The sequence below is a fragment of the Butyrivibrio sp. TB genome, from assembly GCF_900110805.1.
GTDB classification, from domain to species: Bacteria; Bacillota; Clostridia; order Lachnospirales; family Lachnospiraceae; genus Butyrivibrio; species Butyrivibrio fibrisolvens_C.
This window is the reverse complement of record NZ_FOER01000037.1, coordinates 1-21,943: the sequence shown is the minus strand read 5'-3', so window position 1 is coordinate 21,943 and position 21,943 is coordinate 1. Positions and strand designations below refer to the sequence as shown.

Below are 21,943 nucleotides of genomic sequence, written 5' to 3'. Positions count from 1 at the left end.
ATGTTTTCAATATCAATTATTCTATTTGTATTATTCATTCTTAGTATGGTTGGAGGCTTTATATCACTTGCATTAAAAGCAACATGGGGCCTTCTGAAAATGATCGGTGTTTTAATTGCAGTTATTGCATTCCCGGTTATCCTGATCGGATTCATCGTAGGCATCGGCGCTTTCCTTATAATCCCATTCGTACTTCTTGCTGTTGCATTTGGATGCATTTTTAAAGCTGTTACAGCTTAAATTGTAAATATTATAAAAAAGAGGCTATAAAAATCCCCCGACTCTGCTTCCCAGAAAGACATCTGTGGGCTAAGTCGGGGGATTCTTTCTGCCCTCAAAAGCGGGGCAGTAGATCAATTTACTTTATTTCAATTTACTTTATTTCAATCCTTTTTACATCTTCGTTTTTCTGCTCCAGCTGTTTCTTTGGCAGGGTTACTGTGAGGACGCCGTTTTCATATGCGGCATTTATATCTTCAGGCTTCATGTCATCACCTACTGTAAAGCTCCTGTGATAGGACATCTCACGACGCTCTTTTCTTACATACTTACCTTTTGAATCTTTTTCGTCATTATTTTCCTTGTGAGAAGCCTGTATAGTAAGTACGCCGCCTTTAAGGTCGATACCGATATCTTCTTTGTTAAATCCGGGGAGATCGGCCTTAAGTTTGTAATCATTGTCTTCCTCGATAACATCGGTCTTCATAGTATCGAAATGCATCAGGTCGTTGCCAAAGAAGCTATCAGCTTCGCGGTCCCACATATCAAAGGGATCCATAATATCATCAAGATCATTTCTCCATAACATAGGCATCAACATAATAAACACTTCCTTTCAATAAATGGCAGTTATATAGCTGTCATATAAATCCCGGGCGTAAAACTGCTCGTATGAATTATTGTTATCATCTAAAGTTAAGGTAATAACTTCAAAGAGAGACTACATACCATTAAAGTAGCATTTCTTAAACCTTAGTATCAGGAAATAGCAATCTTCTTGGTTTCAGGCTCTGCCGGCTGCTTCTTAGGGATTGTTACAGTAAGTACACCGTTTTCATAAGAAGCGCTGATATCTTCAGCTGTAACATTCTCTACTCTGAAGGATCTTTCGTAGGAGCTTTGAACTCTCTCTCTTCTGATGTACTTAGGTTCAGCATCCTTGTTATCAGCATCCTTGTGGCTGGCTGTTATTGTCAGGATGTCTTCCTTTAAAGAGATGCCGATATCGCTCTTAGTAAATCCCGGAAGATCAGTGATCAGCTTGTAATCATCAGCTTCTTCTATGACATCTGTTCTCATGTTGCTGGTGGATTCAAGTCCTGTTCCCCAGAAATTTCCGAGCATGTCGTCCATAAAATCGAACGCATCGTTATAATACCTTCCGTTATAATTTGGATTTCTTCTTGTTCTTATCATAATATTCATCTCCTTACTGTGATAAATCATTATTTGTTTTTTCTTAAGGAAAAGAACTATCATTTCCTTGTGACTATGTTATAGCACAGATAGAACAGAGATCCAATTAAATAGGAATTATATAATTATAAAGAATTTATGTTCTATTTGAGATATAACAGTTTATAATTGGTATGCCATATGAATTAAAGTTGGAGTATAATACACTTTGATAAAAATCTTAAGATATTCGCGGTTATATCACACGGCTGTAAAGAACTTTCTGACTGGGAAACTTGGATTTTTACAGAGTTACATTTTTCACATTATTTAAGGATATCAGAAAGGCAAGATAAACATGAAAGAGCATAAACAGATGTCTGAATCCTTTGCTCTTGCAGTGGTTCTGGCGATTGCAGGCGGATTCATGGATACATATTCATATATATGCAGGGGCGGGGTATTTGCTAATGCAGAGACAGGCAATATAGTTCTTATGGCTATAAATATGGCCGGACTTAATATATCCAAAGCTCTGCACTATCTTGTACCTATAACAGCTTTTGCAATAGGAGTAGTAATATCAGAGATAATAAGGCTCAAGAATAACAAAGAGGGATTGTTCCATTGGAGGCAGATATCTCTACTACTGGAAATAATAGCGCTTGTTATCTGTGCGTTCATGCCCCAGAGCATGAATCTTATGGTCAATTCACTTATCTCTTTTACCTGCGGAACTCAGGTCGCTACATTTGCCAAGTTCCATGGATATGCAATGGCTACGACTATGTGCACAGGCAATCTTAGAAGCGGAACCCAAAGCCTATGCCAGTATATAATACACAAAGACAGAAATATGCTTACTAAGTCGATGACATATTATGGATGCATATTATTTTTTATCATAGGAGCTATTGTCGGCAAATATTTCTGCGATATATATAATGAAAAAGCTATACTAGTTGCATCAGGAATGCTGGTTATTGCTTTTGCACTTATGTTTAAAGATAGCAATAAGAACTGATATGTAGTTCACCAGTATTGATGACGCTAGCTACATCAATTTGAACTATTAGTCACTCGTTTTATTAGCAACATGAGGTTTAGATTATGAATGAATTAGAACAATATATTAAAATGATGGTAGATGCTGATGTTAAGAAGATGATCATCAGTAATCCGACACGTGGTACCAACGAGTTCAAAAAGCTTGTTGTAGAGATCAAGCCTGGTGCCAAGTACCAGATATCCAAGTACACCAAGACTCAGGTGTTCCATGAGAACCTTAGTAAAAAAGATATCGCATCCAGATGTTATGAGCTTACAGAGGGGCTTTTCAAGCAGATCAACGGAATGTCTGATTCTGAAGAGCATATAATCCTTATATCCAAGAAGGGTAAGGCTACCTATAAAGTTAAGAAGAAGGCTGATGATAAGGTTGTCCTTAATAAGAAAGCTCTTGAAGGCAAAAAGAATTATATCCTTGAAGAAGGCATGAAAATCCCCCCGCTTGTTGATATGGGTGTATTTACTTCCGATGGAAGCGTTGTTAAGTCCAAGTATGACAAATATAAACAGATCAACAGGTTCATTGAGATCCTTGATGATGAGATATCCCAAGGCAATATTACTAAGCTTAATGTTATAGACTTTGGCTGCGGCAAGTCATATCTTACATTCGTAGTCTATTATTATCTTACCAAGATAAAGAATATAGAAGTTAACATGATAGGTCTTGACCTTAAAGAAAGCGTTATCAAAAACTGTAATGAAGCTGCTAAGAAATACGGCTATGATAAGCTTCACTTCGAACTTGGAGATATCAATGGGTATAAGACACCATTTGACGTAGATATGGTTATAACACTTCATGCGTGCGATACAGCAACAGACTTTGCTTTATACAATGCAGTTATGTGGAATGCCAAGATGATATTCTCTGTTCCATGCTGCCAGCACGAACTTAATAAGCAGATAAAGACTGAGGATCTTAACATCCTCTCAAGATACGGTATTATAAAAGAGAGGTTCTGCGCTCTTGCAACAGATGCAATAAGAGCCAATATATTAGAGTGTCAGGGATATAAAACCCAGATACTTGAATTTGTAGACTTTGATAATACTCCCAAAAACCTTCTTATAAGAGCTGTCAGAAGGCCTACAACACCTAAATCCAAGATCGAATCTGCCAAGAAGGAGATTGAGAGCATGATTCAGGAGTTTGGCTTTGCGCCAACCCTCTACAATCTGCTTATGAAATGATCTGTGGGGACAGTGTAAGGGATCATATTACTGGGGAGGAGCAAACTAGAATGAAGCTTATATTCAGATACATGGGGAAGTATAAAGGGGCAATCTTTCTTGCTATATTCATTAAGCTCATTGGAACGATGTCTGAGCTTACGCTTCCATATATTTTGGAATACATGATTGATACAGTAGTACCTTCAAAGAATCTTGGGCAGGTGATTCTTTGGGGGCTGCTTATGTTTGCTGCTTCAGTTTTTTGCAGGCAGTTCAACGTAATGGCCAACAAAAAGGCAATTTATAACGCCCATAAGGTCAGCTACGATGTAAGAGGAGATCTTTTCAAAAAGACAGCGAATCTCTCGGGAGATAAGTTCGATGAGTTCTCGCTTCCAAGCCTTATAAGCAGGATGACATCTGACAGCTACAATGTACAGTCCGCGGTACAGCAGCTTCAGAGCCTTTGCGTAAGAGCACCTATGATGCTCTTTGGCGGAGTTGTGATGACTCTTTTTATGGACTTTCATCTGGCCATGATCCTGATAATCATGCTGCCTTTCCTGATAGGAATCGTACTCATTGTCTCATCAAAGGGTATTCCTATGTATACCAAAGTGCAGCAAAAGCTCGATACCGTCGTTCGGATCATGCGTGAGAATATCACGGGGATCAGAGTCGTTAAGGCTCTTAGCAAGACTGATTATGAAAAAAGGCGATTTAGTGATGCCAACAGCGAGATGGCAAGAAGCGATGTAAAAGCCGGAACAGTCATGGCGATTCCGGGACCGTTTATGCAGATGTGTCTTAATATCGGCCTTACTCTGGTTGTTATATATGGCGCAAAAAGAGTTGACGACGGACTTATACAGCCCGGTGTGATCCTGGCTTTTTTGACCTACTTCAACATGATAACTATGGGTGTCATGGGACTTAACCGAATATTCATGAGCCTTTCCAAGGCAAGTGCCAGTGCCGACAGAATCGACAGCGTTTTAAGTGCTGATGATGAGTGGATGCAGGAAAAAGAGGATTACGCAGACTCATCTGATTTTATAAGCTTTGATAATGTTAGCTTTTCTTATGGAAAAGAGAGTAAGACTAAAGGCGCTTTTGCCGGTGGTAAGAGAGAAAAGGCTATCGATGGCATAAGCTTTAGCTTAAAGAAGGGTGAGAGCCTTGGTATCATCGGTCCTACCGGCTGTGGCAAGACTACGATCATAAATCTTTTAATGAGATTCTACGATGTGGACGAGGGCGTTATAAGGATAAACGGAAGGAAAGTCAGCTCTTTTGACAAAGATGAGTTAAGACAGCTCTTTGGCGTAGTCTTCCAGAATGACATGGTGTTCAAAGACTCTCTTTATAATAACATAGACTTTGGCAGGGGTATTTCCAGAGAAGAGATTGAAAGTGCGGTTAAGGATTCTCTGGCCTATGATTATATCTCTGAGCTTGAAAAGGGACTTGAGTATCAGGCTGATATCAAGGGAGCGAACTTATCCGGAGGTCAGAAACAAAGGCTTCTTGTGGCAAGGGCCCTTGCAGGCAGGCCGCAGATACTGATCCTTGATGACAGTTCCAGTGCGCTTGATTATAAGACAGATGCGGCTATGAGAAAAGCTATAAGGGAGAATCACAAGGAAAGCACGCTGATCCTCATAGCTCAAAGAGTCAGCAGCGTAATGGGTATGGACAAGATAATGGTCATGGACAATGGCAGATGTATCGGCTTTGGAAGTCACAATGAGCTGATGGAAAGCTGTAGCGTATACAGAGAGACCTATGAGATGCAGACCACATAATAATAACTACTATAATTGGGAGTATGAAAATGCCGGGACCAGGAGATAGAGGCGGTAAAAAAGAAAAACCAAAGAATGCCAGAAAGAGCCTTAGAAGGCTGTTTAAATATATGTTTGACTATGCATGGTTAGTGTTATTACTACTAATCTGTGCCTTTTTAAGTAATATTGGAAATCTTCTAGGGCCAAACTATGCAGGAAAAGCCATAACTGCAGCCAGCGCTGGTAAAGGTATGGTTGACATGCAGCTGGTGGTGCACTATGGCCTTTTAATGCTGCTTGTCTATGTCGGGAGCAATCTTCTTAGCTTTCTTGTAAATATTGGAATGATGCATGTCGGAAGATATGTTGCAAGGAATATGAGGCGCGATGTATTTAATAAGCTGATGGAGCTTCCTGTTGAATATTTTGATAAGCACCTTGCGGGAGATATCATAAGCCGTGTTTCCTATGATATTGATGTTGTCAGCACCTCTTTATCTTCTGACGTGGTGCAGATCCTGACTAGCGTAGTAACAGTTGTGGGCAGCTTTACTATGATGTGTTTTGTATCACCGCCACTGGTTTTATGCATGGTATTTACGATCCCGGCTTCGATTCTTTTTACAAGATATATGAGCAAAAAGACAAGGCCCCTATACAGGGTGCGAAGCCTTGCATATGGTGAGATGAACGGTTTTGCGGAAGAGATGTTTACAGGCCAGAAGACGATCCTTGCTTATGCGCATGAGGATTATGTCTGCGACAGATTTGAAGAGATCAACAGAAATGCCGCCGAGGCTTATCGTGATGCGGATGGACTTGGTATGACTATGGGTCCAACAGTTGGACTTATCAACAATATAGGCCTTTCTGCAATAGGCCTTGGCGGAGCGCTTCTTTACATGAATGGGATCGTTGGCCTTGGCCAGATTTCCAGCTTTATTCTATATAGCAGAAAGTTTAGTGGGCCTATCAATGAGATTTCTAATATCGTTAATGAGATCTTCAGCGCTCTTGCTGCAGCTGAGCGCGTTTTTCAACTTCTCGATGAAACTGAAGAGGTAAAAGATAAAGTAAATGCTGCCACACTCGTTTCAGCAAAGGGAGAAGTTGAAGTAAAGGACGTTGAGTTTGGCTATCTTAAGAACAAGACAGTGATCCATGATTTTAGTATGCTTGCAAATCCCGGTGAGACAGTAGCTATAGTTGGGCACACAGGTGCCGGGAAGACCACTATAATCAATCTTTTGATGCGTTTCTATGATCCGGAAAAAGGGGCTATTTATGTTGATGGCAAAGAAAATGCGGCCTATACGTTGAAGAGTCTTCGAAAGAATTATTCCATGGTTCTTCAAGATACATGGGTATTTAACGGAACTATCTTTGACAATATAGCTTATGGCAAGGAAAATGCCACTATGGAGGAAGTTATAAATGCTGCTAAGGCCGCTCATATCCACAATTATATCATGAGGCTTCCTCAGGGATACGACACGGTGATCAGTGAAGACGGCGGCAATATCAGTAAGGGTCAAAAGCAGCTTATTACCATTGCAAGAGCCATGCTCTATGATACCAGCATGCTCATTCTTGATGAAGCTACAAGTAACGTTGACACTGCAACTGAGAGGAAGGTTCAGGCTGCTATGAGAACTTTGATGGCAGGAAAGACTTGCTTTATAATAGCGCACAGACTCTCAACCATCAGAAACGCAGACAATATTCTTGTTATGGAGCACGGAGATGTCATTGAACAGGGCAATCATGACTATCTGATGGCAAGAAAAGGTGCATATTATAAGCTGTATTCAAGCCAGTTTGAATGAAAATGGCTGTCAAGTTTATTGATTTAAAAAACTGAAACTTCGCACTTGCCAAACATACGCCACCCTTTGAGACAGCGCCGATGCGGATAGTTTGGCAAGTGCGAAGTTTGAATCATTATTATTCTATAGTCTCCTTTTTCACTCCCGCTATTATAGATTGTATTATGTAAGTCATGATATAATTGAATCAGTTATAACTTGTTATAACAAATCTAAATAATAAGAATAGGAGAGCGCTCATGAGTAAAAAGATAGATGATGCAAGAGATATAGATAAAAAAGAAGAAAAGAAAAGAGCCCGTAGAAACAGAAAAAGGCTTTGCATAGGAATAATATGTTCCCTTGCTATAGGTTTTGCCATAGGCCTTAATTGGGACAAGATACAGCCCAAGGTTAAGGAGTATTCTTCCAAAGCCCTTGAAAAGGGAAAAGAAGCTCTCGAAGAAAGAAAAGTAGCAGCAAAGGTCGATGATTTTAAAGATTATGCTGACAAGCTCCTTGCACTTTCAAATAAGTATGCGGAGAAAGCAAAAAATATAGCCATGCAGATTAAAGATATGTGATATAGATCATGTATCATTGCAAAAAAGCGGAAAAAAAGTAAAGCATAATGCCTTACTTTTTTCCGCTTTTTAATCGTTTACTTAGTTATAATCTGCAATTGTGATCGTTGTATTAGCTTCTTCCTCGCCAATAAAACCCAAGTGATATTTTATAAGTCTTGCAAGAGCGTCTGTATATATCCTGCGGCCCTTAAGATTCATGGTAAGTCCGTCAGATTCAAGATACTGAGTATAGGTGTGTCCATTTAAGTCAAATAATGTACCGCTTATGGCAGGAAGCTTTAAGGTATTGGTACACTGATCAGCTGCAAGGACTGTCTCATTGGCATATACAGCAAGTGTATTAAGCCCTTTTGTGACAGAGAAGGCATCTCCAATATCTTTACCATTTTCATCAAAAAATCTGCAATAGTAAGGACTGCATACTATGAACTGAGCATTAGGGGATACTTCCTGTATGATCTTTATACCTGTTACTATAGCTCCGTGAAGAGTGTGCTCATCTTCAGGATTGTTCTCATTAGTTGATTCTATTCCGTTGTAATAATCGTGATATCCATAACCTATAACATAATAATCAACTGTCTTAACATCAATCTTATTACAAGCCGCAACGCCGTCTGTTCCAAGGTAACTGCTAAAGGTATCTGCCTTGATATCTCCGGCGAGGACATGCGCCATAGCTGTAAAATTCGGCTCTTTATAATCAGAGGGCTTTGTAGAAGTCTGAGAACGAGGGATAGCGCCTGTAGTATCCTTGATCGCAAGGTTATAGATATTGGTATAATCGAACCTGTTGGTCATAAGGTCAGGTATGGTATTACCTTCAGCTTCTCCTGTAAGAAACTGTTCATCTCCTAAGAAGACTATATTAAGATAACCGTCTTTGACAGGCTCCTGATTGCTTATGGGATCTCTGTAGATAGTAGCCTCTGTAGCTGCAGATGCGCTCTGATCAGAGCCTTTTTCTGAAACATTATCGCTACCTGCCACATCTGATGTCTCGCTATTAGGTGCTGCATCTTCATTGGATGCACCTTCACCGGATGTATCTGCATCAGTAGATGCTCCTGCTATAGATGAGCCGTCGTTACTGGCAGGTGTTATTGTCCCTGATACGTCCTTATTATCTACTCCAGGTGATGTACAGGCTGACAGAACTGAAACTGACAGTATAAGTCCTAATACCTTTGATATATTTTTAATTCTATTCATAATTCTCCTTTTTGCCCGCACAAGGCAAGCTCTGCATACTATAGATTCCTTTTTCTCAGAAAAAGAGCATCTATATATTCTACCAACTAATAATGATGTCTTCTCAATTGTAACACAGGTTAAAGATCCTGTAGCAAGAGTTTAGTATGCAAATTCCTCAAAGATACTACACCGTCCCAAGTGGATAGTCTGCAAATAAAAAGATAAGAGGATGACATCCTATCTGGAAGACAGGAATACCAACCACTAAATACATAGTAGTAGTATTAGTAAAAGCGATAAAATAATTTCATATAGATAAATTCCTATAATATTATCTCTTTTTTACACCGATATAGATTCGTAAAGTGTGAAGTGAAGTACGTAGGAGGTATCTTCATGAAAAAAAGATCGATAAATATCTATTCTATCTATGCTAAGATAATCATGCTCATAATTGGCTGCGTTCTACTTTTTTTCCTTCTAAATGTTGTATATATCATCCCTCAGTCAAGAAATGCTATTCAAAAGGTAACTGAGAATAACATGCAGGATATAGCTACACTTTCATCTATGCTTGTAGATGAGCTTGTAGCAGATTACGGCGAGGAAGGAACTACGTATGAAGTCCTTAAGACAAAACTTGAAGGTAAGGGCTTAAATGGTGTTGACTCAAGTTATCTATACGTTGTAGATGGAGAGGGTACTTTCCTATATCACAAGAAAGAAGATAAGGTTGGAACCACTGTTTTTAATGATAATGTTGCAGCTATACTCAAAGCTATCCCTACCGGCAAATACGAAGAAAACGGTGTATTCCATTATGTAGATGAAAACGGCATTGTCAAGTATGGTTCTTATCAGGTTATATCCTCAACTAAATGGGTGGCTGTTATAGTTGCTAACGAAAATGAGGTCATGGCTGATATCAATACTGTAAGAAATGCAAGTATCATGCTATCTACAGTTCTAGGCCTTGTCCTTTTAGGATTTAGTATCATCGCAGCTGCCGGCATTACAAGACCTATACGAATCCTTACAGGTGTAATTAAACAGGTTGGAGATCTTAATTTCACCATGAGCGGTGACCTTGAGAAGATGGAAAAAAACAAAGATGAGACCGGAATCATGGCTGTAGCCATCGGAGAGATGGAGCAGAACCTTAGAGATATTGTTGAAAGAATAAGTGATACTTCCAACAATCTTGAAGAACATGCAGAAACTCTTTCAGATATAACATTTAAGATAGATTCTGCCAATGCTGACAACTCTGCAACTTCACAGGAACTTGCAGCATCCATGGAAGAGACATCGGCATCTACTGATCTTATCAGCGACAATACAGCTACTATCAAGAACAAAGCAGATTCTATTGCGGATTCTGCTCTTAATTCTTCTGATATGGCCAAGGAAATAAGTGAAAAGGCTGCAGGCATCCGTCAAGATACAATAGCATCTTCTGAGAAGACACAGAAGATATATGAAGAGATAGATGCTCAGGGCAAAGAGGCTCTTGAAAAATCCAAAGCGGTTGAAAAGGTCAACACTCTTGCAGGAGCTATTCAGAATATTGCAAGTCAGACAAATCTCCTGGCTCTTAATGCATCCATAGAAGCTGCCCGTGCAGGCGATGCCGGTAAAGGCTTTGCAGTTGTTGCTACAGAGATCGGATCACTTGCAACCCAGTCTTCCGAGACTGTCAAAGATATCATGGAGATCGTAGCAGAGGTTCAGGATGCCGTTAACGAGATGAGTACATGTCTCCAGCGAACGCTTGATTATGTAAGCACTGATGTTGCCGCTGACTATGACAAGTTCCTTGATGTGAGCCAGCAATATGAGCAGGATGCTCAGGGATTCGCAGATGCCCTTGGCTCAATCTACAATCAGATAGGGGAGCTTCAGGAATCTACAACAGAGATCAGCACATCAATTGCTGATATATCCAAGACAGTTGGCGAAGCTGCTCAGGCTGTTACAACCGTAGCAGAGAAGACTACTGATGTAGCACAGCTTTCAGAGGGCGTTGTATCTGTTGTTGCAGAAACCAAAGACAATTCCAATGAGCTTAAAGAAATCCGAAATTCCTTTACAATTTAAGATTTCATTATTTCTTTTATCATGATCAGGTTCTTAGCACCCGCTTATAATTCATGGAATAACATATAGATCACAACAAATAAGGCAGCTTATATTTGATCTTTAAAAATCATTTATAAGCTGCCTCTTTAATTATTTACATAGATCTATTGTAAAATAATATATCATCTTATTTCATATTTTTTATTCTTTCGATAGCTTTTACGCTATTTTCATAGCTTCCGAAAGCTGTGAGTCTGAAGTAGTGCTCGCCGCTTGGACCAAATCCTGAGCCGGGAGTTCCTACTACACCAGCCTTTTCAAGAAGCATATCGAAGAATTCCCAGCTGGTCATATCGTCAGGAGTTTTAAGCCATACATAAGGAGAGTTCTCGCCGCCGTAGACTGTATAGCCTGCTTCTTTGAGACCATTCTTGATGTAGTGGGCATTCTTCATATAAGTGGCAACCTGCTCTTTGATCTGAGCCTTGCCCTCGTCTGAGTAGCAGGCATATCCAGCGCGCTGCACGATGTAGGGAGCTCCGTTATATTTGGTACCGTGGCGCCTTGCCCAGAGGCTGTGAAGCTCTACGTTTTCTTTGCCTATAGCAGTCTTTGCCACTACTATATCGTGAGGGATTATGGTAGCGCCAAGCCTAAGGCCTGTGAATCCCGCATTTTTGGAAAAAGATCTAAGCTCTATAGCACAGGTTCTGGCGCCCTCACATTCATAGATGCTGTGAGGGATAGAAGGATCAGTGATATAAGCTTCATAGGCTGCATCATATATGATGACAGCGCCAACCTTATTAGCATAATCAACCCACTTCTGAAGCTCATCTTTTGTTATGACTTCGCCCGTAGGGTTATTAGGAAAGCACAGATAGATAAGGTCAGGAGTCTTAGTAGGGAGCTGTGGTACAAAGCCGTTATCGGCTGTACATGGCATATAGATCACATTACTCCACATACCTGTCTTGTCATCATAATCGCCGCATCTTCCTGCCATGACATTGGAGTCAACATATACAGGATATACAGGGTCACATACAGCGAGCCTTACATCTGCTCCAAATATCTCCTGAATATTGGCAGAATCAGACTTAGCTCCATCTGATATAAAAATCTCATCGTCAGCTATATCGCATCCTCTGTCTCTGTAGTCATTCTGGGCCATGGCGTGACGCAGGAACTCATATCCAAGATCGGGAGCGTAGCCTTTAAAGGTATCTGCACTAGCCATCTCATCTACAGCCTTGTGAAGCTCATCTATTACAGCTTTACATAAGGGCTGTGTTACATCGCCTATTCCAAGGCGGATTATGTCAGCATCAGGATGTGCTTCTTGATAAGCAGCAACTTTCTTGGCAATTCCTGAGAACAGATAGCTTCCCGGAAGCTTTAAGTAGTTTTCGTTAAGTGTGTACATGTGACCTCCTGTAGATAATTTCTTGTTTTATGTCTTGGAAATATCATTACTATAAAAATAGATTTTGGGGTAATGATATTTCTTTATATGCATATTATGATCTATATTCCTGTTAAGACGAATATACTAATATGAATTTATTTCTGCTCATGCTTAAGCGCAGCTTCTACAAGGCCTGCAAAAAGAGGATGTGGCCTGTTGGGTCTTGACTTAAGCTCTGGGTGAGCCTGTGTTGCGATGAAGAAATCACAGGAAGGATTCTCTATCATCTCTACGATCCTGTTATCAGGTGATGTTCCGCATATAGACAAGCCTGCAGCTGTAAATGCCTCTCTGAAGGCGTTATTAACTTCATATCTGTGACGATGACGCTCTGCGATCTCGCAGGTACCATAGAGCTTTTCAGCAAGAGAGCCTTTTTTCAAAGTACATGGATATGATCCAAGGCGAAGAGTACCGCCAAGTTCGTCATCAGCATCGTGATCCGGAAGGAATGCTATCACAGGGTGCTGAGTGCTTGCGTTAAACTCAATAGAATCAGCATCACGTATTCCTGCAACGTTTCTTGCAAATTCTACGATAGACAGCTGCATACCAAGGCACAGGCCAAGGAACGGAACATTGTTCTCTCTGGCATATCTGATAGCACAGATCATTCCATCTATACCTCTGTCGCCAAAACCTCCCGGTACAAGGATACCATCAACATCCTTAAGAGCATCACTGGCATTTTCATCTGTGATAGTCTCAGAATCAACCCACTTGATATTTACTTCAGTCTTGTTAGAGATACCGCCATGCTTGAGGGCTTCTACTACGCTGATATATGCATCGTGAAGCTGAGTATACTTACCGACAAGAGCTATATTTACTGAATGATTTAATGAATAGAGCGTATCTACCATCTCTTTCCAGTCTGAAAGGTCAGGCTCAGGACATTCTATGCCAAGACACTTGCATGCTACCTGGGCAAGGTGCTCTTTTTCCATAGCAAGAGGAGCCTCGTAGAGATATTTAAGGTCCAGATTCTTGAGGACATTTTCAGATGGAATATTGCAAAAAAGTGCGATTTTGTCCTTAAGCTCATCGTCAAAGTCTACTTCGGATCTTGCTACGATAACATCCGGCTGAAGACCCATTCCCTGCATGGTCTTGACTGCAGACTGGGTGGGCTTGGTCTTAAGCTCCTGAGAACACTTAAGATATGGAAGAAGCGAAACCAGAATGAGCATTGAATTCTTAGGGCCTACCTCATGCTGGAACTGACGTATAGCTTCAAGGAAGGGCTGTGATTCAATATCACCAACAGTTCCGCCTACTTCAATGATGGCGATATGCATCTCATCATCAGAGTCATTGCGATAGAAGCGGCTCTTGATCTCATTGGTCACATGAGGGATTACCTGAACTGTGTGGCCGCCAAAATCTCCGCGACGCTCTTTTTGCAGGATAGACCAGTAAACCTTACCACTGGTTACGTTAGAATTCTTGTCGAGACTTTCATCGATGAAACGCTCATAATGTCCCAGGTCAAGGTCAGTCTCTGTGCCATCATCTGTTACAAATACCTCACCATGCTGGATGGGATTCATAGTACCGGGATCGACGTTCAAGTATGGGTCGAATTTCTGCATTGTTACCTTGTATCCTCTGGCTTTTAAGAGTCTTCCCAGAGATGCTGCTGTGATTCCTTTGCCAAGGCCTGAAACTACGCCTCCTGTTACAAATACATATTTTGTCGCCATATAAGTCTCCTTCTTCTACAAACAAAAAAGAACCGGTATAAAGGGTGAGAGGTATCCCGTAAAAGATACCCGGCGCCTTTGTCGGTTCTTCGTATATAAAAAACAATCTATTAATTTGACGCTTTATTATGTGACCATATTACTAATTTGTCAAGAGTAAATTACGCGCCACTTTTTTGCAAATAATGCTCCCTTTTTTGATACCTTGCCCCGCTTTCAGGGGAGCATTTTTCCTCGTTTTAGTGTATACTTTTTATATGGTTGGGGAGGAGATACAATAAAACCTATCTATAGTAATTAACTATAATTAAATGTATAATTTATTTATTATCGATACTATTTGTACATTTCTATATTTATTTATACAATTCATATAGTTGTATGACTTTTTATCTTTAGAAAACTTTTACTTGTATCTAATATGAATCAAATTCATTACATCCATGGGAGGAAAAGAGCAATATGAAAATTACTACAAAACAAATTGCACTAACAGGTATTTTGCTCGCCATCTGTATTGTGAGCCAGTTCTTCAAAAACTTAAGCGTATTTATAACAGGTCCTATCATCAATGCCTGCATTATCATCGCAGTTCTGACCGCGGGACTGTGGTGCGGCATAATCCTCAGTATCATAACTCCGGTTACAGCTTTCATAATCACAGGAAGCCCTGTAATGGCTGCTGTTCCTATGATGATACCTATGGTAATGCTTGGCAATGCCATCCTTGCAATCTTTGTATGGCTTTTCTATCAAAAAGTTTTAAAAAATATTGATAAGAATATCCGCCTATGTATAGGAATGGTAGTCGGAAGCGTCGTAAAGGCCGTAGTTATGGGACTTACAATCTCTCTGTGGCTGCTTCCTACATTTCTTCCACAGCCAATGCAGGAGAAGATGCTGCCTGTCCTTCAGGCTCAGTTCTCAACAGTGCAGCTCATAACAGCTTTGATCGGAAGCGTTATCGCATTTGTAATATGGATCCCGCTCAAGAAATATCTTGCGAATTCGAATAATTAATTATTCAAACTTCGCACTTGCCAAACATACGCCACCCTTTGAGGCAGCGCCGATGCGGATAGTTTATAATGAATTTTCATATCTTTTGAAGGTGTTATAAAATTCAGGAGTATGAGAGATGGATTTTTATATTCTTCTTAGGGTCTGCATGTCTGAGCGAAGCGAGTTTCAGACCCTAGAATATAAAAATCCAGATATCATGCCCTGAATTATAACACCTTCAAGATATGAAAATGCATTATAAACTATCCGCATCGGCGCTGCCTCAAAGGGTGGCGTATGTTTGGCAAGTGCGAAGTTTCAGTTAATTACCCCTAGGAACGAAGTCAAGGAATCTTATTTAGAAAAACCTCCTCTTCCGGATAGAAACTCTATCAGGTGAGGAGGTTTTAATCATTTACAAATGCATGTATGCATTCATAACCCTTGTTTTGCGCTTTAATTTATGCCGTAATTTGTAGGGGTAGCGCTGCTGTCGCCGCTTGCTATAAAGTCTATGGTTACGCTCTGACCGGAAGCAAGATCTGCGCTCCAGCTTGGAGCTGTAACTGTATAGGTAGATCCGCTACTACCTTCAAGCTGGGCATTCCAAAGGTTATCTATACTATTTGAATAATTAAATGTCAGAGTCCAGTTTGAAAGAGTCTTATCTGAATTATTCTCAAGTACTATCTGGCAGTGGAATGATCCGCCCCAGTTATCTACAACTTTGAATGTAGCAGTTACGCCATCAGGAAGTGTAGATGTAGCAGGTTCTGTATTACCCGGATCTTCCTGTGAAGGCTCTTTCGTAGAAGGTTCTGAAGGATCTGTTGTCTCCTGATTCTGAGGCTGCTCCTGTGAAGGGTTAGACTCACTTCCTCCTACAGGCTCAAACTTCCACTGCTGATTAGGATTGCCATAATAAGTCCACTGGCATACATTGGTTCCGTCTGTAGTGCCGTGATCATATACATCTACTACTTTAGTAAGGTTACTTGATCTTGTTCCGATAGTGTATATGCCATCCTGATCAGTTGAGATAACAGCAAACTGCTGAGCAGCTCCGCCCCATGCATCGTATATCTGGAGGTTTGCGCCGTCAACATCTTCACCGTTAGCTACGTCCAGCATGAAGTTGCCGAGCTTACTTGTAAGTGTGATATATCCATCTGATGTATTTGTAACATACCATTTCTGGCCATCAACGCCTGAACCTGTGCCTATTTCAACGTTCTGAACAGCTTTGCCTGTGTTATCAGCAACCTGCAGGTATTTCTGAGCATTAATGTTTTTGATATAGTACCATCCATCTTCGATAGTTACTTTACTGCCTGTATTTTCAGGAGTTTCGGGTGTATTTCCGGATGATTCTGAATTACCGGATCCTGCATATCCTGCATCGAAGAATGCCTGTAATACCTTGTTGTAAGATTCCTTTTTAACTCCAAGTGTTGAATACAAAAGAGGCTTTTCTTTACTTCTCCATGAAGTATCATCTGTCATTCCCCACCATACAAGCGCTGTGATGTTACCACCTGATTTTTTGACATCAAGTATTGAAGTCATGAGGTCGTAATAATAGCTTGCCTGCAGGGATGTAGAAGAGGAGCCTACATCAAGCTCTGTTATCTGAACTTCAAATCCCTGATTACAGAAGGCTGTAAGTGCCTGCTTGTAATATGCAACTGTAGGATAATCGGTTGACAGGTGGGACTGCATACCAACGCCTGCACAGATTTTTTTATCAGAGTTAACATAATTGACAAGTGATATTACATCATTTACTTCCATGTAGGTATTGTAATCGTTGTAGAACAAGTGTACATCGTCTGTCTTGTCGAAATAATCAAGACAATCATAGGTGTACTGGAAAGCTCTTTTTACAAAATCAGCTTTTGGCCCCAGATTAGCTCCGTAGATCTTCTGCCAGCCTGATGTGTTGCCTGCGTGAAGGTACTCGTTGACTACGTCCCAGGCATAGATAGTATCTGCATAAGGTCCTGACAGGATATGATTCATAACTGACTTGATATAGAACTCCATTCTGGCATTCATAACGCTCTGGCTTACATAAGCGCCTGTCTTAGAGAATCCCTGACGGAAGAACCAGTCAGGAGTCTGAGAATGCCATACGAGAGTGTGACCTCTCATCTTGAGACCTTTGTCGCTGCAAGCCTTCATCATCTTGTCAGTATCATCAAAGTTAAGCTTTGGAACAGTTGATTCTGTGTAGTTGTCAGGTATATAGTAGCCCATGCTCTTAGCCTGAGATACGGACATGGTAGTTGATGACCAGCCCAGTATGTAGTCAGGCTTCATCTCATTACCAACTGTGATGCTGTTATATTCCTTGGATGCAGCATCAAGTATTGATGAGTTCAAGATCTCATTTTCTACAAGTGCAGTTCCTACGTGGTCGAAGACACTGCCATAGGTGTTGAGAAGATTAGCATTGTCCATAGTAACAGGGTCTGTAGTAGTGCTTCCCTGCGAAGGTGAAGGACTTGGTTGAGGATTAGAAGCTTCGGATGAACCTTCTGTGAACTGCCAGCTGCTAATGACTACATCGTCTGACATTGTGAAAAAGACATTCTTGACACCGCTAATCTTGGTAAAACTGCAGGTAACATCTGTAAATGTGAGATTGTCACCTGTTGCAGGAACAGTAAAATATCCAAGCACCTTGCCTGAAGGGCTGTCCTGAGACATACGGATTATAGCACCGTTTTTGGAGGCAACATTAAGCTTAACTGCTGATGCGCCGTTTCCAAAGTCAAGACCTGACACGCCGCTCCAGTCGCCTCTGTTATAAGCTGCGATAGTATCGCCAAGTCCGTATACATTAACGCCTGCCTGCCAAGCAAAGGTTGCTCCGCTTGTCTTTGTGAATGCATCCAGATTCTTGACCTGGCTTACACCTGTTAATGTGCCCTTTGCATTAGAAATCTGTCCGTTGCCAAAAGAGATAGTATCTACATGTGTTGTACGATATCCCTTCTGACTTCCGAACATCTGCTTATTGAGCCACTCGGCATGGTAGAAGATATAGCTCTTACCATTTAATGTAACTATAGAATGGTGGTTATTGCCTGCTGTCTGGAAGAAATCTCCAGGATTGTTAAGACATGTTCCCTTATAAGTAAATGGTCCCATAGGGCTATTACTTGTCATATAAGCGATCCTTGCATTGCTGTAAGGTCCGCCATTCCAGTTGGTACAATAAGTGTAGTAGTATGTATTACCAACTTTATTGATACCTGAATCTTCAAAAGACCATGGAGCATTGATAGTTACAGGATTACCTGCAAGGCTTACCATATCGCTTCCAAGTTTAACAACTCTGTGAGTTTGCGGCGCAGACTCTTTTCCCTTAGGAACTCCTCCGCCAAAATACAGATATCCTGTACCGTCGTCATCAACAAGAACTGCAGGATCAAAGAGCCACTCAACACTAGAGCAGTTAGGTGTACTCTTGGTGATAAGAGCCTTGCCAATTGGATCCTTCCAAGGACCTGTAGGACTATCTGACGTAAGAACACCAATTCCGCCGCCGCTGTTGGCAAAATACAAAAAGAACTTCTCTTTGCCATTGATAGTCTTATGAGCAGCACATGGTGCCCATGAATTAGATGCCCAGGATGCAGCCCCGCCTGCACCTGCAACATCGATAGAGCCGTGATCTGTCCAGTTGACCATATCGGCAGATGACATCACATTGATCTGTTTGATCTGTCCATAAGTGTTCTCGGAAGGATTCTGAAGATTCTGATCACCATCATTGGTGGCATATACGTAGACTCTTCCGTTATACTCCATGGCACCTGGATCTGCGCTGAATTTCTGAGTTACACAGGGATTGTGATTAGATAAGTCTTTATAACCCTTAGTAAGAGTTATACCCTGGAATGCAGCCTCTTCACCTGCTGCATAAGACCTTACTCCACCCATTGCGGCCCCCGGAGTAAGTAGTAGAGTGGCCGTTGTGACGATGCTCATCACAGACAGCAATAGTTTTTTGTGTTTCATGAGTTCCTCCTCTTAGAAATACCCCTAAAACGAAACTTTTGAAATATACCTCTTAAAATACCTCCTCCTTTCTGATTTTTTACCCCTAAAACAAAATACATCTCAAAGCCAGTAAATAACTGCCTTTGAGATGTATTCTAACGGTGGTTGTACTTTGATTCCTTATCAGATATTGCTATTATATTCCAAGTAATTGCTCTATATTACTATAACTATTGATTCTATTGTAATAATATACAAATAGCATTTGATATTTTTGCCAAATGGAGCATTTTCAAACTTCTATCTGCTCAACCTGCTTACCAATATACTCCCAATCCATGCAACGTATAAAATTGTCGCCGGGAAGCTCTGCATTATGATTCCACGGGCGGTCATATACCATGACCTTAAGATCAGGAAGATGATCGAAGAACTTAAATGCAAGAGGAGAGTCTTCGATAGCAACATCAAACTTCATCTTATAATAGTCCTCAAGTTCAAGAGTAAACTCGCTGTTCTTGATAAAACTGTCTCTGCCGTATTTGTTAAGGCAAAAAAGCTTAACACGCTCTAAACCATGTTCATCAAGCCACTTACGAGATGGCTCATAGGCACTTGAAGGGCGGCCTGTTATTATCGATACGTTGTGACCCTCATCGAGCCACTTATTAACTGTTTCAGATGCTCCTTTAGTCTCTTCATAAGTCATAAGAACTTCGGGAAGATGAGCCTTGATCATAAGCTCTTCATACTGAGCCTCATCAAGATCAAAAGACTTCTGAAGGTTGAAAAACTGTATATTTTCATATGGGACATCTTTGCCAAACAGCTCTTTTGCAAGACCAGAAAGTGCTCTTGCTGTCTCGCAGAGGCAATCATCAAAATCAATATAAATATTCAAATCTGCTAAACTCCTTAGTAATCAAAATCAGTTAGATTACTATAATAACTGACCTCTAGTGACATAGTCAAGGGACCATATCCAGACCCAAAATGACCCCTGGTGGCATATGTGAAGGACCCATATTAGGATGCAAAATAGTCCCTTATCTTCGTTCCCAGGGGGCATCTTCCGATGTGAGATTGCTCATTTGTTCTTGAAAACTCTGACTTCATATGGTCTTAAGCCAGCATAGAAATCAATACTATTAGTATCTTTATAGTTGGATATAAGAAGCTCCATCTCATTAAGATCGTATCCCTTTGGAACCTTGATCTTCTCATCATTTCCGGAGAAAGAGATTATGATAAGATAACGTTCGTTTTTATATCTTCTTGTATAAACATATAACTTCTTACTAAAATGGAAGTGCTCAAAATATCTGCCGTAGATAAGTCCTTTGTTTTCTTTTCGTATAGCAAGGCACTTTTTGTAGAAGTTGAGTATACTGTCAGGATCCTTCTCTTCAGCTTCCACATTAACAGTTTTATAATTATGATTTATATAAAACCATGGTTTAACGCTTGAAAATCCTGCATACTTGTTGCTATTCCATTGCATGGGCGTTCTTGAAGAGTCGCGGCTTGAATCCCTGATCCTTTTAAGGCGTTTTTCCTTGGGCCAGTTTGTATGGAAATTGTTGTAATTATTCTTAGAAGAGACATCTATATACTTATCGATAGAGCTAAGGCTTATATTGGTCATACCAATTTCCTGACCCTGATAGATAAAAGGTGTCCCTTGCTGGAACAGGTAACAAGCTGCAAGCGCAGTTCCGCTTTCTCTCCAGAAGTTCTTCTCATCACCATAACGGCTTATAATACGGGGATGATCGTGATTCTCAAGATATAGGGCATTCCAGCCTTTGCCAAGAAGTCTTGTCTGCCACTTGCTAAAAGCGCTCTTAAGCTTAACGAGATTAAAGTCTCTTTGAATATATTCTGTAAGGAAGCAGTCTGCCATCATATGGTCAAAGTGGAACATCATATCCAGAGTTCTCTCTTTGCCTGTTATATATAGAAGAGCAGTTTCTACTGTAGTCATGGGCGCTTCACCTATCTGAAGAGCACCATATTCAAGGCATACGTCCCTAAACTCCCTAAGATACTCCTGAATCTTAGGGCCGTCCTTATAGAAAGGCATCCCGTTAGCAATTGGAATAAACGGATTGCCATCTGGAAGATCAGGATGTTTGGATATAAAGGTGATGACATCCTCTCTGAATCCATCAACACCCATCGAAAGCCAGAAGCGCATGATCTTCTTGACTTCCTGCCTTACTACAGGATTGTCCATATTAAGGTCGGGCTGTTTTCTGGCAAAAATGTGTAAATAGTACTGATCCCTTTCGGGGACATATTCCCAGGCTTTGCCTTCAAAAAGAGAATCCCAGCCAAGGAGAATATAAGGTAAATAGTATAATAAATTATAATTAAGCCATATTTTAAGCGGAGTGTGCATTGATTATATATAATTAAACTTTATAATCAAACATTAAAGAGAGTTTCATATGATACATGAAACTCTCTTTTTATGTTTGGAATTACTGGGGCATATTATCGGCTATACTGCCAATCTCCCTTATATGGAGCTGATACATAACTCCCTCAAGCCTACCAATGTTAAAACCACATTCACTAGCTTCCTTGCGGCATTTCACAAGTTCATTGAACCAATGGCTATATTCGGAATCATTTTGTAATCGCTCTTTTGCGGCATATAATAATTCAT

Annotated in this window: 17 protein-coding genes; 8 read left to right on the top strand and 9 right to left on the bottom strand. The window is 40.6% G+C overall.

Annotated elements, in window-relative coordinates; genetic code table 11:
• Positions 1 to 240: a hypothetical protein gene (locus BMX21_RS17910; protein ID WP_092046534.1), complete on the top strand. Its 240-nt coding sequence runs from the start codon at positions 1 to 3 to the stop codon at positions 238 to 240.
• A 133-nt stretch (positions 241 to 373) separates the two neighbouring features.
• Here BMX21_RS17910 and BMX21_RS17905 read toward each other — a convergent pair whose 3' ends face one another.
• A complete protein-coding gene (locus tag BMX21_RS17905) occupies positions 374 to 820 on the bottom strand; it encodes an Hsp20/alpha crystallin family protein (RefSeq protein ID WP_092046532.1) in 447 nt (148 codons plus the stop codon).
• Positions 821 to 978: 158 nt separating this feature from the next.
• Complete coding sequence (locus tag BMX21_RS17900; protein WP_177174108.1) at positions 979 to 1,416, bottom strand: Hsp20/alpha crystallin family protein; 438 nt, start codon at positions 1,414 to 1,416, stop codon at positions 979 to 981.
• A gap of 337 nt (positions 1,417 to 1,753) precedes the next feature.
• On the opposite strand from BMX21_RS17900, the gene BMX21_RS17895 reads away from it, so the two are divergent.
• From BMX21_RS17895 to BMX21_RS17875, 5 genes are all read left to right on the top strand, one after another.
• The gene (locus BMX21_RS17895) at positions 1,754 to 2,419 is read left to right on the top strand and encodes a YoaK family protein (RefSeq protein WP_092046526.1); all 666 of its coding nucleotides are present in this window, start codon (positions 1,754 to 1,756) and stop codon (positions 2,417 to 2,419) included.
• An 86-nt stretch (positions 2,420 to 2,505) separates the two neighbouring features.
• Positions 2,506 to 3,657, top strand: coding sequence for a class I SAM-dependent methyltransferase (locus BMX21_RS17890; RefSeq protein ID WP_092046524.1), 1,152 nt, complete (start codon positions 2,506 to 2,508; stop codon positions 3,655 to 3,657).
• Between the two features lie 50 nt (positions 3,658 to 3,707).
• The gene (locus BMX21_RS17885) at positions 3,708 to 5,444 is read left to right on the top strand and encodes an ABC transporter ATP-binding protein (RefSeq protein ID WP_092046521.1); all 1,737 of its coding nucleotides are present in this window, start codon (positions 3,708 to 3,710) and stop codon (positions 5,442 to 5,444) included.
• A 29-nt stretch (positions 5,445 to 5,473) separates the two neighbouring features.
• A complete protein-coding gene (locus tag BMX21_RS17880) occupies positions 5,474 to 7,252 on the top strand; it encodes an ABC transporter ATP-binding protein (protein ID WP_242952961.1) in 1,779 nt (592 codons plus the stop codon).
• A gap of 239 nt (positions 7,253 to 7,491) precedes the next feature.
• Complete coding sequence (locus BMX21_RS17875) at positions 7,492 to 7,815, top strand: hypothetical protein (RefSeq protein WP_092046514.1); 324 nt, start codon at positions 7,492 to 7,494, stop codon at positions 7,813 to 7,815.
• Between the two features lie 81 nt (positions 7,816 to 7,896).
• On the opposite strand, the gene BMX21_RS17870 is transcribed toward BMX21_RS17875, so the two are convergent.
• Positions 7,897 to 9,030, bottom strand: a complete 1,134-nt coding sequence (locus BMX21_RS17870) for a hypothetical protein (protein ID WP_092046511.1) — start codon at positions 9,028 to 9,030, stop codon at positions 7,897 to 7,899.
• A 378-nt stretch (positions 9,031 to 9,408) separates the two neighbouring features.
• Between BMX21_RS17870 and BMX21_RS17865 the strand changes: the two genes are divergently transcribed.
• A complete protein-coding gene (locus BMX21_RS17865) occupies positions 9,409 to 11,109 on the top strand; it encodes a methyl-accepting chemotaxis protein (protein ID WP_092046509.1) in 1,701 nt (566 codons plus the stop codon).
• Between the two features lie 169 nt (positions 11,110 to 11,278).
• Here the strand turns inward: BMX21_RS17865 and BMX21_RS17860 are convergent, their stop codons facing one another.
• Together BMX21_RS17860 and BMX21_RS17855 are read right to left on the bottom strand one after the other, a co-directional pair.
• Positions 11,279 to 12,517 (bottom strand): LL-diaminopimelate aminotransferase, encoded by a 1,239-nt coding sequence (locus BMX21_RS17860; protein WP_092046506.1) that lies wholly within the window; start codon positions 12,515 to 12,517, stop codon positions 11,279 to 11,281.
• Between the two features lie 137 nt (positions 12,518 to 12,654).
• A complete protein-coding gene (locus BMX21_RS17855; protein WP_092046503.1) occupies positions 12,655 to 14,262 on the bottom strand; it encodes a CTP synthase in 1,608 nt (535 codons plus the stop codon).
• A 462-nt stretch (positions 14,263 to 14,724) separates the two neighbouring features.
• Here BMX21_RS17855 and BMX21_RS17850 point away from each other — a divergent pair, with 462 nt between their 5' ends.
• Positions 14,725 to 15,282, top strand: coding sequence for an ECF transporter S component (locus BMX21_RS17850; RefSeq protein WP_092046501.1), 558 nt, complete (start codon positions 14,725 to 14,727; stop codon positions 15,280 to 15,282).
• A 438-nt stretch (positions 15,283 to 15,720) separates the two neighbouring features.
• On the opposite strand, the gene BMX21_RS17845 is transcribed toward BMX21_RS17850, so the two are convergent.
• The 4 genes from BMX21_RS17845 to BMX21_RS19585 all read right to left on the bottom strand — a co-directional run.
• The gene (locus tag BMX21_RS17845; protein WP_092046498.1) at positions 15,721 to 19,290 is read right to left on the bottom strand and encodes an endo-1,4-beta-xylanase; all 3,570 of its coding nucleotides are present in this window, start codon (positions 19,288 to 19,290) and stop codon (positions 15,721 to 15,723) included.
• A gap of 274 nt (positions 19,291 to 19,564) precedes the next feature.
• Entirely contained in the window at positions 19,565 to 20,173 is a 609-nt protein-coding gene (locus BMX21_RS17840; RefSeq protein ID WP_092046496.1) for an HAD family hydrolase, read from the bottom strand.
• 186 nt (positions 20,174 to 20,359) lie between these two features.
• Positions 20,360 to 21,673, bottom strand: a complete 1,314-nt coding sequence (locus BMX21_RS17835; protein WP_092046492.1) for an alpha-amylase family glycosyl hydrolase — start codon at positions 21,671 to 21,673, stop codon at positions 20,360 to 20,362.
• Between the two features lie 82 nt (positions 21,674 to 21,755).
• On the bottom strand, positions 21,756 to 21,943 hold a 188-nt coding region (locus BMX21_RS19585; protein ID WP_207647643.1), incomplete at its 5' end, for a hypothetical protein.

Bases quoted from the DNA above. Each gene is read 5' to 3' on its own strand.
- BMX21_RS17845 (WP_092046498.1), bottom strand. From the start codon at position 19,290: ATGAAACACAAAAAACTATTGCTGTCTGTGATGAGCATCGTCACAACG.
- BMX21_RS17835 (WP_092046492.1), bottom strand. From the start codon at position 21,673: ATGCACACTCCGCTTAAAATATGGCTTAATTATAATTTATTATACTAT.
- BMX21_RS17860 (WP_092046506.1), bottom strand. From the start codon at position 12,517: ATGTACACACTTAACGAAAACTACTTAAAGCTTCCGGGAAGCTATCTG.
- BMX21_RS17885 (WP_092046521.1), top strand. From the start codon at position 3,708: ATGAAGCTTATATTCAGATACATGGGGAAGTATAAAGGGGCAATCTTT.
- BMX21_RS17880 (WP_242952961.1), top strand. From the start codon at position 5,474: ATGCCGGGACCAGGAGATAGAGGCGGTAAAAAAGAAAAACCAAAGAAT.
- BMX21_RS17890 (WP_092046524.1), top strand. From the start codon at position 2,506: ATGAATGAATTAGAACAATATATTAAAATGATGGTAGATGCTGATGTT.
- BMX21_RS17905 (WP_092046532.1), bottom strand. From the start codon at position 820: ATGTTGATGCCTATGTTATGGAGAAATGATCTTGATGATATTATGGAT.
- BMX21_RS17895 (WP_092046526.1), top strand. From the start codon at position 1,754: ATGAAAGAGCATAAACAGATGTCTGAATCCTTTGCTCTTGCAGTGGTT.
- BMX21_RS17850 (WP_092046501.1), top strand. From the start codon at position 14,725: ATGAAAATTACTACAAAACAAATTGCACTAACAGGTATTTTGCTCGCC.
- BMX21_RS17910 (WP_092046534.1), top strand. From the start codon at position 1: ATGTTTTCAATATCAATTATTCTATTTGTATTATTCATTCTTAGTATG.
- BMX21_RS17855 (WP_092046503.1), bottom strand. From the start codon at position 14,262: ATGGCGACAAAATATGTATTTGTAACAGGAGGCGTAGTTTCAGGCCTT.
- BMX21_RS17865 (WP_092046509.1), top strand. From the start codon at position 9,409: ATGAAAAAAAGATCGATAAATATCTATTCTATCTATGCTAAGATAATC.
- BMX21_RS17870 (WP_092046511.1), bottom strand. From the start codon at position 9,030: ATGAATAGAATTAAAAATATATCAAAGGTATTAGGACTTATACTGTCA.
- BMX21_RS17875 (WP_092046514.1), top strand. From the start codon at position 7,492: ATGAGTAAAAAGATAGATGATGCAAGAGATATAGATAAAAAAGAAGAA.
- BMX21_RS17900 (WP_177174108.1), bottom strand. From the start codon at position 1,416: ATGATAAGAACAAGAAGAAATCCAAATTATAACGGAAGGTATTATAAC.